The organism is Paenibacillus sp. FSL R7-269, from assembly GCF_000517865.1.
Lineage (GTDB): Bacteria > Bacillota > Bacilli > Paenibacillales > Paenibacillaceae > Paenibacillus_AQ.
The window spans coordinates 66,616-81,526 of record NZ_ASPS01000099.1; the positions used below are offsets into that span (position 1 = coordinate 66,616).

Consider the following 14,911-nt stretch of genomic DNA (forward strand, 5'->3'; position numbering starts at 1 on the left):
ATGCTTACCTAAACTTATTAATTCAATAACCCGATAGCAGCGCTACTTGCCCCAAACTAACCCATCCCACCTGAACTTCAACCCCTAACTTCATGTTAGTGTCTTTTTCGTATGTTCCTAAGCTTCGCCATACTTCCGCCATGTTCTGGTTCCATCTACTATGACATAATACGGTAAAGAACAGAGGTTGGCTTAACATCAGCCCTTTAAGGAGGAATTGGCATGTTTCATAAAACAGTGACGCTGCAGCCTTTTGCTGATATTTCGGTGCATACCCAGGGGTTCAAGATCGTCTCAGCGCAATTAGGTGGAGATGGCTGTATATATGTCTTGCTGGTTAATCAGATCCCGGAACGGAAAAGCGGAATGTTCGTGCAATCCGCCTTGAAGCAACCGCGTACCTACAAGGTTCTGATGGTAGAAAGTCAACATTACATCGATGAAATTACATTTCCGGATCAGCATTTTAATTATCATTATGTTCAGCCGCTTCGCAGACATCTGCTGTTGGTTGGAGCACGCAGCATGTATTATGGTGCAGGAAGATATGATCTGAACGCCAAAGTATGTGATTATACAGGACGTACCGTTCGTGAGTTCCTGCTTGGAGACGGGATTCAGAATGTTCAGGTGACGGAGAAAGGCACCATCTGGACCAGTTATTTTGACGAAGGCGTGTTCGGGAACAACGGGTGGGATCAGCCTGTCGGTGAACACGGCCTGGTGGCCTGGGATGAGCATGGCAACAAATTGTACGAAGATCATGTGTCGGATATTGCTGATTGTTATGCTTTGAATGTTGTCCGTGAAGAGGAGGTCTGGTTTTATTATTATACGGACTTTTTGCTCGGCTGCATCTCAGGCGGACCCAATCAGCCCAAGGTTACGTTTATGAATCCTGAGATTTCCGGTTCGGCCGGGTTCTGCACGGATGGTTATCACTTCTTGTTCGATGGCGGTTACGGCAAACACGGAGAATATTATGTCAAGAAAATTGAAAAAGCAAGCTTGAACAAAGGGCATAAGATACAGTTTCTGAATGAAAAATCCGAGCCGCTTGTACCAGTGACGCAAGATTTCCGGGAAGACCGCGTGTTGTTCTGTGCAGATCATAAGTTGTATCAGGTATCGGTTAGTGAATTGCTCTGATGATGGGGTGCGGGTAAGTGACACGTACCCCATAATATGGTAGGGTTATTGCATTACGCGGAAATTGAGGGTGGCATACATAATGAAGGTTAAGATTTTATTTATTTTATTGACAGTTTCATTAACAGTAAATGTAGTGATATTTTATGGATTATCGAAGTTTGATTTAGTTGAGAAAGGAAGTACAATTTCGAGTATCACTAAGTCAGCTTCAACTTCTATTGATATCCCTAACACAAGTAAAACTGGAACAGGTAGAACAAACACAAGTAGGACAGAAGATTCATTGACAATAATAGATAAAGATATAATAGAAGCAAAAGTAAAATCGGGTTACGGATATATCTATAGCTTAACTGATGATCAAATTACGAAGGCGATCAATGAAGGGAAACAAGATCCTGCTTATATCGGTGAAGACTTCAAATTGCCTGTATTATCATCGACCAGCAAAGATAGAGCATTTGAATACATGGGCGTATTTATTGATACACCTTACAGATATGTAGCCATATATTCAAGCGATCTATACGAGAATTATGGTAGGACGTCATCTATTAATGAAGTTTATAAATTTATCGGCTATGATCATATTTCATTTTCTGCTTACGTGTTGGATGGTTGGGCTCAGAAGATAGCCATGGAATTTAAACAGGAGGGTGAAATCATACAACCCTATAAGACAGAGAATAATGAGAATGGAACTAACAAGAGTATCAAATTTTCAGTAAATGATATAGATTTTCGGGAACCCGCTTATTTGAAAATATATGAAAAAAGTAATCCGGAAAAGTATGCTGAATATAAGATCGCTTTTGAGGATTATGTAAAATAATATGCATGTAGAATGAGGTGAATGATATGACGATGCTGCCTGTTATCGTATTTATCTTAGTATTTGTACCTACCATTATAATCATCGTGAGTATGCCGGATTTAACAAAAGAGACGATTAGTTTCGGAGTCACCGTCAGCGCTGTACAATTCTACAGTGAGCAGCTGCGCCAGATGCGGAAGTCGTATGCCAGGATTAGTGCTTTTTTACATACCATCCTGTTCATTGTTGGCATCCTATGCTTAATCTACAGTGATGAACATTCGAGGCAAGTCAGTTGGATCATTATCTCCTATGCACTCGCCATGCTCGTAATCTCCCTGGTTATTAACTTTAGCTATCACTTGAAAATGAAAAGCGTACTACCTACGCTGCCTGCTGCTCCCGAATCACCGGTTATGGAGATGGAACCTGGATTGCGTAAAGGAAATGTTGGCCTGTCCAGTCAATGGTTCCTCATTCATGCTGTTATTATTGTGGTTAGTATTGTAACCGTGCTGCGCAACTACGATCTGATTCCTGACCAACTTCCGGTCCATTTCGACAGCGGTTGGAACGTAGACCGCTATGTAGATAAATCTTATAGTATTGTGTTTATACCTACGATCATGCAGGTGTTAGGGGCACTTCTGTTCATCTTTGAGTACTGGAGTATCCGCAGAGGTAAGAAGAGGGTTAGAGAAGACGTATCTTACCGCCGTGCCTGGTCCAATTTTATGATTACAGCAAGCTTCTTGTTTGTTATCCTGTTATCCGTCGTGCAGCTAAATATGATCTCTCTGCTTCACATTAATTTTGTTATCCCCGTTGTCCTAAGCATTATTGCCTTTATCATCCTATACGCCTGCACCTTAACGTTCTGGAATGGTCAGCGCGAAAGCCGCCTTACATGAGCATACGATTGAGCGCTGGATCAGCCGCACGCACACACCCGGAGTGCCGCTGATCCAACGCGCTACAACGCAGCGAAGCTGCTTTTACCTATAGCCTAACGTTATTTCCTCTTAGGGGAGTCCTCAAACCGCCTTCCGCTTTGTCACCGGCACCCATACTTCAACTTCGGCATCCATAGGGTTGCCATTGGTTAGTACCTCCGCAATTGGGTGTCCGGTATACACGTACTCATAGTTATCGTTCAGGATACTACCGAATGCCTCATCCTCCAGCCGGTCAAACGCGAGACGCGATAACCCGCCTTGACCCGACAACACCAAATACTCTCCTCCCGGAAAAAGTACTTCTCCCGCAGCCTCCGGCTGGTGCCCCGACGACTGAACGCCTGCAATATACAGGATCTTCCCATCCTCCTGAGCAATCGCGGCGAAGCCGTAGGGGCTCTCAGACAGGGGACGCAGAGAGGCCATGGAGCCGTTCTCCAGCATGCTTTTGAAGAAAGTGGTTTTGAGCGGAGAATACGCCGGATCGTGCACTGCCCCGCCTTCACTTATAACTGTCTTGTACCCGATGATACGGAATGCTTCTTTCGTTTCAATTCTGGTCGAAATCATGACAATGTACCTCCTGGATCATGGGATTTGTGTATTCCAAGCAAGCATAATCTACCAACTGTGACAGCTGTATGGCATACTTGATTAGAGGTGGTTAGGATGAAAATGGATCGCTTGATTGCGCTCATTATGATCCTGCTGGAGCATGAGCAGATTAGTGCGCGCGAGTTAGCAGAGCGTCTCGAAGTCAGCAGACGAACGATTTACCGGGATATTGATACGCTGAACAGAGCCGGCCTGCCGATCTATACGCTCATGGGGGCATGGGGCGGTGTCGGCCTGATGAAATCCTACAAAGTCGGCAAAACCGTGTTCACCCCGCAAGAAATCCAGAACCTGCAGAATGGGATGCAGAGCTATAAGCAGCTTTTTGGAAGACGGGAAATGGTGTATGCAGCGGAGAAGCTGAACGCTCTCTACCCGGACAATGCAGAGGGCAGACCGAATGCGCCGTTCGTCATGGATCTGTCCTTGAATCAAGGGAATGAGTCGCTGCGCAGCCTGTTCGGGATGATCGAGACGGCGATGAATGAGCACGCTGTGCTGACTTTTGCATATACGGATGCGCGGGGGCAGATCAGTGAACGGCGGGTGGAGCCGTATCAGGTGGTTTTCAAGGAGAGCAGCTGGTACTTGCAAGCCTATTGCCTGATCAAGCAGGACTACCGGATCTTCAAGCTGGCCAGAATGAGCGGTCTCCAGGTGACGAAGGAGCAGTTTGCTCCAAAAGAATTCACGCCTCTCCCGATGGACGGCAGCGATTGGCTGAACCAGGGCTGGGTCGAGGTTACAATCCGGCTGGACCGCTCCGTCATGGATCGGGTGATCGAACGGTTCGGCGCTGACCATATCCTGCGGGTGGATGAACACCACTGCTGGACCAAGTATCCCATTATTGCAAATGACCATGGCTACGACCGGCTGCTTGCTTTTGGTGATAAATGTGAAGTGCTGGGGCCGCCCGAGATCCGTAGCGGGTTTAAGGCATATGTGCGGGGGATTATGAGTAAGTATGAGGGGGATAACGATGTAGATTGGTGAGCGTGGCAGGATGGGTGAGCTTTTGGCACATGAAGTTGAATGGATCTGGGGAGGATGAGGATCATGGGGGACACTGGGATGGCAGAGAAAAAGGTTGGAGCCAGCGATTATCTGTCTTTAGCATTGTATGCGTTTGCAGGGTTTGGTCTGGAAGTGCTATTGTCGATGGTATTGCCTTCAATCTTAGGAGTTAAAAGCTCCGAATATACACTGCTTCATCAATGTATCCACTGGGGAATTACATGCCTGTTATGGGGAAGCATGGCGGTATTCCTGATTAGGCTCTCCAAGCGCAAATACGATTTTGACATGATGAAGTTAAATGCGAAGCCAGAGGCCAAGGAATGGTTGCTCGCGGTGGTGGTGTCGGTGATCGCCATTGCAGCTACCACAATCGTATGGGAGGGGTTTAAGCCGGTTCAGGAATACAAGGATGCGGTGAGGTTCGTTTTTCAGAATATCTATTACTTGTTTGAAGCTGCGCTGATCCTGTTAACGATTGTTTTTGGACAGAAATTCGGTGAAACGCTCTTCAAAAGAGACGGGCTGCCCTACGGAGGGATGTTCCTCGCACTCACCTGGGGCCTGATCCACATTCTGCTCCAGGGCGGGGCGACAGGAATTTATGCGTTTTTCATGTCACTACTTTACGGAACGATATACATAATGTTGAGAAAGAATGTGCGGTATTCGTATTTGGTGATTGCGGTTGTGTTTGTTTTGTGAGGCAGGATTGGAGGGGCAGGGATGAATGGAATGAAGTACTCTATTTGGATTGAAGCTGAAGAATGGGCTGAAGGGGAATGGAACATCGTTGATGGTAATACGGATGCTATAGTAACCTTTGAAGATGGCTCAAGGTGGGTGGGTTCATTTTTTACATACAAGAACATTCAGACACTGGCTGACAAGAATAAACATACGGGTGAGTGCTTACACGGAAAGTATCTGTGGGGAAGTGACATGGTGCTTGTGGACGAGTGCAGCCGTAAGCGGATTGAAGAGGTGACTGCACATTTAATAGTTAGTGGTGAGTTTGAAGTGGTGTTTGGTAGGTGTGAAGATGAATATTCAGATGTGACGGTAGAGTATTGGGAGAATTCCTAGAAAAGGTGAAAGTAATAGTGGCCAAAAAGCGAGTTGCGCCAGTTAGAGAATACGAGTGGGATACATCTTTCATTAGGAATGTACATTCGCAATAAATATGAACTATCTCATTCTGAAAAAGTAAAACAAAAGTCAATCATAAAGTGACACTAGGTTGTGAAAAACTATTTTATGAGGAGTAGTCGCATGTTTACAGATCTTATTCACAGACTTGGCCTTACATTGCCTGTTGCATTAGTTGAGGAGTTGGAGCTGCACAAGGAGAAACAAAAGGATCAAAACTACTTTTTAAGATTAATGGAAGCTGACGAAATTGTTGAATTAGTTGATTATATGTCCAAAATAGAGGCTTATCGGGATATGATTCCTTTGTGGAGTGACGATCATTCAAACTATATTGGCTTGTACGTACAAGGCGCATGCAAATACAGGATATGTTATATCGATCATGAGGAAACGGATGTATCTCCGGCCTTTAGAAGTATACGTTCATTTATAACGAAAATCGAAAAATATCCTGATCTGGATTGGCATGATTTGAATAAAGACTATCCAGCAGAATTTGAAGTTAGTCAAACTGAAATGAATGAAGATCTCGCTTGTATTGACGAGTTGAATCTAATGATAAGCTCTGACCAACTTATAAGCGATGATATTCGCTGTCAGTATATTTTTTCGATTATGGCATTAACGCCAAAAGGAAATCTTAATTCCATCATAAAATATCTAGACGATGAAGATATGTTTGTTCAAGAAAGAGCATGTGAGATTATTGGATTTCATACTTATATACCAGCTAAGGAAAAGCTGGTGAAGATCTCCAAAAACGGAATGCATAATGGGAAAATAGCAGCCAAAAGAGCATTAGAAAGGATAAGGGAAGACCGAAAAAATGAAATTTAAAAGCTCTGAATTGCTCTGTAAATCGACTCAAACTACTAGGAAATAGAGTACACAAAAGTGAATTTATAAATGAGATACGAACTAAAATTATGGAATTTATTAAGGAGATTCATGCGATAAACAGTGAGCTTTTGAAATCGGTTTATTTTTCTAAGTTGTTGGGGTTTTGTGATAATCAGAATAAAGGAGAGACAACATGCTGCCATCACTAACGTTTCTGAAACATCAATTAGAGGGGATTCTGCGTAATAAATTTGCACAGGGACATCAAACCTCCGGTTATTTAGCCCGATTGGAACAGCTTCCCTCAAGCTACGATGCTTATCTGGAATTCGCCCATAGCTTGGCTGATATTCCAATGCGGGACAACTGGCCTTACTATGAGCCGGACGATTTGCAGGAGATATGGCGGGAATGCGACCCGGATAGACCTCTAGGCCAGATCGGAGTATTGAATCTGAAGGACAGTGCCAAGCGTGTAGAGGCAGGCTTCCTCGCTTCAGTCTGTGGTTCAATGCTGGGCAAGCCGATCGAGGTCAATCCCACGTTGCCAGAATTACGTCAAGCGTTAACCGCTATAGGGGAATGGCCGCTGAATGATTATATTTCTGAAAAAGCTCTCCATGCTTTGGATCGTCGCCATTGGTCCTGGTTCGAGACGACGCGGGGGCGGATTCGTTATGTGGCACCTGACGATGATATCAACTACACCTTAATGGGCATGATGGCGTTAGAGCAATTCGGTAAGGGTTTTACGAAAAGAAACCTAAGAGATTTATGGATCAATCATCTTCCGATAAGTACAACCTGGGGACCGGAGAGGGCCATCCTGGTTCGGTCGGGGATAAGCTATCTAGAGCATGACCGGGAATTATTCAATCATTCTGAGATGGAATCTTGGCCCGACTTCCTGGTGCAAGGTACAGAATTATGCGGTGCGGCAATTCGTGCAGATGCTTACGGCTATGCCTGCCCCGGTCAACCTGCGCTTGCGGCCGAGCTGGCTTGGCGTGATGCCAGTTTTACACACCGCCGGACAGGAATTTATGCCACGATGTTCATTGCCGCTGCAATTGCCGCCGCACATGTGCTGCACGATCCGCTTGAAATAATAAGTACTGCACTGCAATTCGTCCCTAGAAGGAGCCGGTTCTATGAGATTACTGCGGATTGCCTGCAGATCGTAGCGGATGCAGATAACTGGCTGGACGCTTATCAGGACATTCATCAGAAGTACGCGAATCATTCCCACTGCCAGGTATATCAGGAAATCGGCACCTTGATAAATACCTTTCGATTTGCTGAGAATACCGGAGACGGAATATGCAAGCAGGTCATGCAAGGCAATGATACCGACAGCTTCGGAGCAACAGCAGGCTCGCTGCTCGGAGTGTATTTCGGCCCAGACAGCTTGGAAGCGAGATGGCTTGAACCTTTCCAGGACCGGATTCATACGGGCTTATCTTATTTTCATGAGCAACAACTCTCCCGCTTGGCTGAGCGCGTAGGGCGTTTGCCAGAGCTATTGCACACCGGTCAGCACCGTATTCAACCCAGCGAGCTGTATTTATGAAAGAGGTGAGTAACATAGCGAATTTAAGAAATGAAATAGCAGAAGCCATTGGAATAACATCTCCTAATCCCATAACTAATATCGAATATAGAATACTGGATTCAACGAAGGAAGATGGATATACAAGGAAATTAATTGAATATGATTCTTACGGAGACAAAGTTATTGCCTATCTTTTGCTTCCGGAAGTACTTGATAAAAACCCAGCGATTCTCATCCATCACCAGCATAATAGGGAGCATCATTTTGGAAAGAGCGAAGTGTGTGGATTAGCAGGAAATCCGTTGCAAGCTTTCGGACCGGAATTGGTCAAAAAGGGATTTGTTGTGTTAGCTCCTGACTCCATATGCTTTGAGGACAGACGTACAAATGCACACGGAATTGAACCTCTCTCAGGCGACGCTGACTTTTGGCAACATTATAATGAAATGTGCTACCGTATAATACAAGGCGATTGTTTGATGAAAAAAGTGATAGATGATGCTATGAATGGTATAACATTGCTTTCTAATCTCTCTTTTGTTGACAATGAGTGTATTGGCACACTTGGACATTCATATGGAGGTAATACTGTTCTGTTTCTATCTGCGTTAGATGAACGAATAGCTTTTAGCTGTGCAAGCGGCAGTGCGTGTACTTATGCAAATCGAATCAGTAACAATGTTGGGATCGAGATGGCGAGTGTAATTCCGAACTTCCACAGTAAATACGATATATATGATTTAGTATCTTGTATTGCACCAAGACGACTGCTTATTGTATCTGCGGATGATGATAAATATTCAAGAGATGCTGCATATATTGTTGAAAAAGCCAGTCCAGCCTATCTAGAACAGAAAGCTCTACATAATTTGCAACACAAAAGATTTCAAGGCAGTCATGGATTAACGGAAGAAAGATTCGATTATATTATTGGCTGGCTTAAATCAAATGGGAGACATTGTTAATCGCGTAATTTATATTCCCGCCATACGTTTTCATAGTCTTGGCTTTTTATGAAATAACGGTCTTCGAAGACATTGCTTTTGTAGATTTTAAGACCAAGTTGAATTCCGTCTTCCGTATCAGTTACGTTTCCCGTATCTACCAGTGTGGTCTCATCCATCTGGTCATAAGTAGTTGTATAAAAGTATTTGTTTCCATCAATTGTGAGCCAAGTCACGGGATCGCTATTGGACAAATTATTGTTGCTTGTAGCTTTGGTATTTGAACATCCTAATAAAAGAAAGCAAACAGATATAATAAACAGAAGTTTTTTCATTTAATTAAGTCCTCCGGAGTTTTTCGTAAGCGCTATAAACATAGTTTATGGCGCTTACGAAGATTAGTTTAACTTTTGGAGTAAGGTTTCTTTTGGTTCGTTCGATTAAGTAAATAGTCAGTACTCGTCATATGAAAATCTGCCAGCTTGATCAGAATCGCTGTGGGAATATCGACATCACCGCGTTCATAATTACTATAATCCGCTGGCTGCATTGCAAAAACTCCGCCATTTGAGTTTGCGTCAAATCCTTATCTTCGCGTAAATCCCGGATATGTTGATACATATCAAACACCTCCATCGCAAGCATATCTTAGCGAATTATTCGCTAGTGTAAACCTTTGAAACATCCAATAAAACAAAACATGACAATAAAGTACAAAATATACTATTGACTAATAGATTTATGCTATCCTTTATAGGATGGAATAAGATGCATTTTGAAGGGACGATTGTTTATGAGGAAAGTAATAGGATTGCTTATTTTTTGCATGATATTTATTAGTTTTTCAGAGATGGGAATTTCAGAAGCCAGCCAGCAATCAAAATATTTAACAAAGGAACAGAGTATCGTACCCCCGGTAACATTTTATGATAGTTCTGGAGAGAAGACAAACACATCGTTGAATTTTCTGACCAACGGTACATATGAATGGAAATGGACGATTCGCAGTGCACACCAATTTAGCTTTGATAAATTTTCGGACAATATGGTTTATTATAAGGACTTTAATGACATTTATACAGCAGTTGATGGAGAGGGAAAGAGAAACTGGATGTTTTTTGACGAACGGGCAAATGTATCTCGCACTACGAAGGGGACGCTTATTTCTACATTTTATGATCAAACAAGCACCCTTCAGATTATAGATGAAGAACCAAGAACTATTACTCAGCATGGATATATAAAAATATACAATTCAGATGAAACAGTTCGGGCAACTCTAAACTTTGTAAAACCTAATAGTCCTTTCTCAGAAATTTATTGGTTGGATAATAATGAGAATATAATTGTATTGGAACAAACAGGAATAGTTTCTTACAATAAAACCGGAAAGAAAAATTGGACGTATGAAACAGATGTTTTGGTTTCGGAGGATCGTCTTTTGGGCACAACAACAAATGTAGACAATATTTATTTTTCTGATTTAAACGGATATCTTATTGTTGAAATAGGCAATAAGATGATTTTATTGGATGATCAAGGCAAACCGGTTAATAGCGAGAAAATAGCGGGGAATTTACAAAGCTCATTCACAAATAATGATGATACCAATCAATGGAAAGGTGGCTCTTATGAAGCTGGTGAAGGTGCAATTCTAATCGCAAAAAATTTATCGGGGAAAATAAAATGGAGCTATAAATTGAGGAAATATGGACCACCTGAAAATATTGTTGCGAATTCTAAAGGACATGTGTTTTTTTCGGATAGTAACGGTAATATTTATGGATTAGACGAGATGGGAAATGAGATGTTCTGTTTATTACGTAATAATTCAGGGCTGACCCTCACTGAATTACTTGTGGACAATGAGGGCGACTTAATCGGAATCACAGATAATATAGGTATGTTTAAAATAGGTCTGAGGAAAGCTTCAATGCGTATTAATGGAGAGTTATTTAAACTCTCTAACCTGCCTATTGTGAAAAGTGGAGTTGTATTGGTACCCTATCGCGATTTACTTGAAAGATTGGGGTTCAAAGTAGTAGAGAACCAGAAAACACACGAAATCACAGGGAAAATGGTAAGTAAGGAAATTCGGTTTAAGCCAGGGGATACCACTGTATATCTTAATGGTAAACAGCGGAAACTTGCAGTTGGGGCTGAGATTCACAATGGAACAACTTATATTCCACTTCAACTCATTGCAGAAGTATCAGGGTTGGCAATGGAATGGGACCCAAGTATAAAAGAAGCGCGATTAGGCACAGCGTCTAGTATTGCTCAAAACGCAGTTGAACGCTTCTTGCTTCAAGTTGAACAGGGGGATGAGATTAAGATAAAGAATTCCTTAGTTACAAGTAACAATTTGAATTTGAAAGTTGCCAAACTTCTTGGAACTCATCACAGTTTTAAACAAATATATGATCTAAAATCAATCTCTGTTAAAGCTGTTGGTGAAGATGAAATGATTGTGGAAACTGTACAACGAAATCAACAATATTTTCAAGAAAATCAAGCAATACTTGATAAAGTAATGACAAATCATTTTACAATTAATCGGATGAAAGACGGACAATGGAAGATCAGTGATTTCGATTTATAGGTTTATGTCGATGTAGTCGGAACCCTAATGATCATGAATTTCCGGTCCCTTACTAAATACTTGCGAACGAAAAATTACTTATGTAATCTGAATATTTAAAGGAGGTAGGTAATCTAATGGGTATTATAAAATTTGCACTTTTTACAGATTTACATCATGATGTTATTCCAGATGGGTTAGAAAGATTAAATAGTTTTATAACAAGGGCACGTGAAGCAGAGGTGGATTTTATAATTGAGCTTGGGGATTTCTGTCATCCATGCCATAAGAATGAAGAATTGCTATCAATATTTAATGGTTTTGAAAAGCCACATTACCACGTAATAGGCAATCATGATACTGACCTGTATACTAAAAATGATGTTATAAATTGGCTTGGTATGGAACACTCATACTATTCATTTGAATGTGGAAATATAAAGTTTATAGTGCTTGATGCAGCTTTTATTCGATACGGTAATGAATTTGAAGTATATCATAAGCGTAATTATGAAGTAACAGATGGTATATATCCATCAATACCTGATTTTGAATTAATTTGGCTACAGCGAGAAATTTCAGAAAGCTTGCTACCTGTAGTTATATTTTCGCATCACAGCTTAGAAAACAGCTTTAGAAAACGTGGTGTATCAAACCGAGAAGAAGTACAAAGTATCATTAATCAAGCAACGGCTAATGGGAAGAAAATATTACTTTGTGTTAATGGTCACGACCATACAGATTCAATAGAAAAAATTAACGAAACTTATTATTTTACCCTTAACTCAATATCTTATAAATGGTTTGGTCCAGAATTTGAACATTTTTGCCACTCCAGTGAAATTCACGACAAATATCCATATATGAAAGATATTGTATTACATAGTGAACCTTTATCTGCTATTATATCAATTGATGAACAATACAATATTGAGATACAAGGTATGGAAGGTGGCTATCAAAAAATTACACCAAAGGAGTTAGGGATTACTGGTCCTTGGGATGGAAGAATAATTTCTCCTAATGTATCTTCTATGCGGTTATTGTTTGAATAGTATAAATTAGCTTTATTAACTTTTCGCATAAAAAGACACTAACTCTCGTTAGTGTCTTCTCTCTTCTATTGGGTAATACTAAGAATGGTACATCCTGCTTAAGGAGGTTACACAAATGAAGATTGAAGAAAGCCGGCAGCCTAATCGATTGACAAATGAAAAGTCCCCATATCTATTACAACACGCCCACAACCCCGTGGACTGGTATCCATGGGGAGACGAGGCTTTTGCCAAGGCGCAGGCGGAGAACAAGCCGATCTTCTTATCTGTCGGCTATTCGACTTGCCATTGGTGCCACGTAATGGAACGCGAATCATTCGAAGACGCAGAGGTCGCACAGCTTCTCAACAATCACTACGTAGCCATCAAAGTAGACCGCGAGGAGCGGCCGGATATTGATGCGCTGTATATGTCGGTGTGTCAGGCGCTGACGGGGAGCGGGGGATGGCCGCTGACGGTGCTGTTGACGCCGGAGAAGAAGCCGTTCTATGCCGGGACGTACTTTCCGAAGCGGCAGATGTTCGGGCGGATCGGGCTGATGGAGGTGCTTGAGCAGATTCATGCGAAGTGGGAGCAGGATGGCAAAGCGCTGGATAAGCTGGGCGATGATCTGCTGGCTGAGCTGCACACGCTGGATCACAAGAATGCGTACAATCCTGAAACTACGGGCGGTATTCCCGGAGCGGAGCTGCTGCATGAGGCGTATGAGCTGTACCGGCGGCAGTTCGATGAGGAATACGGCGGGTTCGGCAATGCGCCGAAGTTCCCTTCGCCGCATAATTTGTCTTTCCTGCTGGCGTATAGCCAGCTTCATGATCAGCCGGAAGCGCTGCGGATGGTGGAGCATACGCTGGAGTCGATGTATAAGGGCGGCATGTACGACCATGTGGGCTTCGGCTTCGCGCGGTATTCGACCGACCGGGAGTGGCTGGTGCCGCATTTTGAGAAAATGCTCTACGACAACGCTCTCCTGGCTAACGTCTATCTGGAAGCCTTCCAGCTTACGGGGAAGCCGCTGTATGCGGAGATTGCCGAGCAGATCTTCACGTATGTGCTGCGCGATATGACTTCGCCGGAAGGTGCCTTCTACTCCGCAGAGGATGCGGATTCCGAAGGGGTGGAAGGGAAGTTCTATGTCTTCTCCCGCGAGGAGATTGAGGAAGCTTTGGGGCTGGAGGATATGCATTCGTATTGCCATGTATATGGGATTACGCCGGAAGGTAACTTCGAAGGTGAAAATATTCCGAATCTGCTCCAAGGTCTGCCAGAGGAGATCGCGGAGCGCATGGGCATGAATCCTCTGGGTCTGCGGACCCGGATGGACGAATGGCGTACGAAGCTGTTCGAGTACCGGGAGCAGCGCATTCACCCGCTTAAGGATGATAAGGTGCTGACCTCGTGGAACGGCCTGATGATTGCTGCGCTAGCCCTCGGAGCCAAAGCTCTACAGAAGCCGGAATATGCCAAGGCCGCCGAACGTGCAGCGGACTTCATCTGGGACAAGCTGCGGCGTGAAGATGGACGGCTGCTGGCCCGTTACCGTGACGGGGAGTCAGCGATTCCGGCGTATGTGGATGACTATGCTTTCCTGATCTGGGGCTTCAGCGAATTATATGAAGCTACAGGTCATGCGGTCTATCTGGAACGGGCGCTGGTGCTGAAGGACGGACTCTTGGAGCTGTTCCACGATACGGATGGCGGCGGCTTCTTCTTCACGGGTCATGACGGGGAGAAGCTGCCGGTCCGCTCGAAGGAATTGTATGACGGGGCGATTCCGTCCGGGAATTCGGTGGCGGCGAAGCTCTTATGGAAGCTGTCAGTTATTACTCAGGATATGGAGTTAAAAGAGATCGCGGAGCGCACCGCTGCGGTGCTTGCTTCCGCTGCATCAGAGTATCCGCCGGGGTATGCGATGTATTTGCAGGCCCATCTGGGGATGGTCTCCGGGGGCAGAGAATGGGTCCTCTCCGGCAAAAAAGAAGATCCCGCACTGCACGCCATGCTCGCTCAGGTCCAGCAGACCTATCTGCCGGACGCAGCGCTCATCGTCAACTGGGAAGGGGACAGCGGAGAGATGCTCCGTCTGCTGCCGCATCTGGCTGACAAACCGGCCATCCGCGGCGAAGCAACTGCCTATGTCTGCCGCAACTTTGCTTGCCGGACTCCGCTTACGAATAAGGAAGCGGTTCGGGAGCTGCTGGCTTCCGGCAGCCTAGAAGAGTAGTTCATATAC

Annotated in this window: 14 protein-coding genes; 12 read left to right on the plus strand and 2 right to left on the minus strand. The window is 43.8% G+C overall.

What is annotated here, in order from left to right; all coding sequences use genetic code 11:
- Positions 1–222: 222 nt before the first annotated feature.
- The 3 genes from C162_RS30305 to C162_RS30315 all read left to right on the plus strand — a co-directional run bounded on the left by C162_RS30305 (position 223) and on the right by C162_RS30315 (position 2,877).
- Positions 223–1,149 (plus strand): hypothetical protein, encoded by a 927-nt coding sequence (locus C162_RS30305; protein ID WP_036701150.1) that lies wholly within the window; start codon positions 223–225, stop codon positions 1,147–1,149.
- Between the two features lie 82 nt (positions 1,150–1,231).
- A complete protein-coding gene (locus C162_RS30310; RefSeq protein WP_036701152.1) occupies positions 1,232–1,984 on the plus strand; it encodes a hypothetical protein in 753 nt (250 codons plus the stop codon).
- A gap of 26 nt (positions 1,985–2,010) precedes the next feature.
- On the plus strand, positions 2,011–2,877 hold the full coding sequence (locus C162_RS30315; RefSeq protein WP_036701153.1) for a DUF1648 domain-containing protein: 867 nt from the start codon (positions 2,011–2,013) through the stop codon (positions 2,875–2,877).
- Between the two features lie 123 nt (positions 2,878–3,000).
- Here the strand turns inward: C162_RS30315 and C162_RS30320 are convergent, their stop codons facing one another.
- Entirely contained in the window at positions 3,001–3,492 is a 492-nt protein-coding gene (locus tag C162_RS30320; RefSeq protein WP_036701155.1) for an effector binding domain-containing protein, read from the minus strand.
- Between the two features lie 105 nt (positions 3,493–3,597).
- Here C162_RS30320 and C162_RS30325 point away from each other — a divergent pair, with 105 nt between their 5' ends.
- From C162_RS30325 to C162_RS30350, 6 genes are all read left to right on the plus strand, one after another.
- Positions 3,598–4,533: a helix-turn-helix transcriptional regulator gene (locus C162_RS30325; protein WP_200869252.1), complete on the plus strand. Its 936-nt coding sequence runs from the start codon at positions 3,598–3,600 to the stop codon at positions 4,531–4,533.
- Between the two features lie 78 nt (positions 4,534–4,611).
- Entirely contained in the window at positions 4,612–5,259 is a 648-nt protein-coding gene (locus C162_RS30330) for a hypothetical protein (RefSeq protein WP_036701249.1), read from the plus strand.
- A gap of 21 nt (positions 5,260–5,280) precedes the next feature.
- A complete protein-coding gene (locus tag C162_RS30335; protein WP_036701158.1) occupies positions 5,281–5,640 on the plus strand; it encodes a hypothetical protein in 360 nt (119 codons plus the stop codon).
- 186 nt (positions 5,641–5,826) lie between these two features.
- Positions 5,827–6,543, plus strand: a complete 717-nt coding sequence (locus C162_RS30340) for a hypothetical protein (RefSeq protein ID WP_036701161.1) — start codon at positions 5,827–5,829, stop codon at positions 6,541–6,543.
- A 196-nt stretch (positions 6,544–6,739) separates the two neighbouring features.
- A complete protein-coding gene (locus C162_RS30345; protein WP_036701163.1) occupies positions 6,740–8,116 on the plus strand; it encodes an ADP-ribosylglycohydrolase family protein in 1,377 nt (458 codons plus the stop codon).
- Positions 8,113–9,063 (plus strand): alpha/beta hydrolase family protein, encoded by a 951-nt coding sequence (locus C162_RS30350; protein ID WP_036701164.1) that lies wholly within the window; start codon positions 8,113–8,115, stop codon positions 9,061–9,063. Before C162_RS30345 ends, C162_RS30350 begins: the two co-directional genes overlap by 4 nt.
- Here the strand turns inward: C162_RS30350 and C162_RS30355 are convergent.
- Positions 9,060–9,377, minus strand: a complete 318-nt coding sequence (locus tag C162_RS30355) for a hypothetical protein (RefSeq protein WP_036701166.1) — start codon at positions 9,375–9,377, stop codon at positions 9,060–9,062. The genes C162_RS30350 and C162_RS30355 overlap by 4 nt on opposite strands.
- Positions 9,378–9,835: 458 nt before the next feature.
- Between C162_RS30355 and C162_RS30365 the strand changes: the two genes are divergently transcribed.
- The 3 genes from C162_RS30365 to C162_RS30375 all read left to right on the plus strand — a co-directional run bounded on the left by C162_RS30365 (position 9,836) and on the right by C162_RS30375 (position 14,902).
- The gene (locus C162_RS30365; protein WP_036701168.1) at positions 9,836–11,644 is read left to right on the plus strand and encodes a copper amine oxidase N-terminal domain-containing protein; all 1,809 of its coding nucleotides are present in this window, start codon (positions 9,836–9,838) and stop codon (positions 11,642–11,644) included.
- A 116-nt stretch (positions 11,645–11,760) separates the two neighbouring features.
- Positions 11,761–12,678: a metallophosphoesterase family protein gene (locus C162_RS30370; protein ID WP_036701170.1), complete on the plus strand. Its 918-nt coding sequence runs from the start codon at positions 11,761–11,763 to the stop codon at positions 12,676–12,678.
- Between the two features lie 121 nt (positions 12,679–12,799).
- Positions 12,800–14,902, plus strand: coding sequence for a thioredoxin domain-containing protein (locus tag C162_RS30375; RefSeq protein ID WP_036701251.1), 2,103 nt, complete (start codon positions 12,800–12,802; stop codon positions 14,900–14,902).
- Positions 14,903–14,911: the final 9 nt, after the last annotated feature.

Bases quoted from the DNA above. Each gene is read 5' to 3' on its own strand.
- C162_RS30305 (WP_036701150.1), top strand. From the start codon at position 223: ATGTTTCATAAAACAGTGACGCTGCAGCCTTTTGCTGATATTTCGGTG.
- C162_RS30310 (WP_036701152.1), top strand. From the start codon at position 1,232: ATGAAGGTTAAGATTTTATTTATTTTATTGACAGTTTCATTAACAGTA.
- C162_RS30315 (WP_036701153.1), top strand. From the start codon at position 2,011: ATGACGATGCTGCCTGTTATCGTATTTATCTTAGTATTTGTACCTACC.
- C162_RS30320 (WP_036701155.1), bottom strand. From the start codon at position 3,492: ATGATTTCGACCAGAATTGAAACGAAAGAAGCATTCCGTATCATCGGG.
- C162_RS30325 (WP_200869252.1), top strand. From the start codon at position 3,598: ATGGATCGCTTGATTGCGCTCATTATGATCCTGCTGGAGCATGAGCAG.
- C162_RS30330 (WP_036701249.1), top strand. From the start codon at position 4,612: ATGGCAGAGAAAAAGGTTGGAGCCAGCGATTATCTGTCTTTAGCATTG.
- C162_RS30335 (WP_036701158.1), top strand. From the start codon at position 5,281: ATGAATGGAATGAAGTACTCTATTTGGATTGAAGCTGAAGAATGGGCT.
- C162_RS30340 (WP_036701161.1), top strand. From the start codon at position 5,827: ATGTTTACAGATCTTATTCACAGACTTGGCCTTACATTGCCTGTTGCA.
- C162_RS30345 (WP_036701163.1), top strand. From the start codon at position 6,740: ATGCTGCCATCACTAACGTTTCTGAAACATCAATTAGAGGGGATTCTG.
- C162_RS30350 (WP_036701164.1), top strand. From the start codon at position 8,113: ATGAAAGAGGTGAGTAACATAGCGAATTTAAGAAATGAAATAGCAGAA.
- C162_RS30355 (WP_036701166.1), bottom strand. From the start codon at position 9,377: ATGAAAAAACTTCTGTTTATTATATCTGTTTGCTTTCTTTTATTAGGA.
- C162_RS30365 (WP_036701168.1), top strand. From the start codon at position 9,836: ATGAGGAAAGTAATAGGATTGCTTATTTTTTGCATGATATTTATTAGT.
- C162_RS30370 (WP_036701170.1), top strand. From the start codon at position 11,761: ATGGGTATTATAAAATTTGCACTTTTTACAGATTTACATCATGATGTT.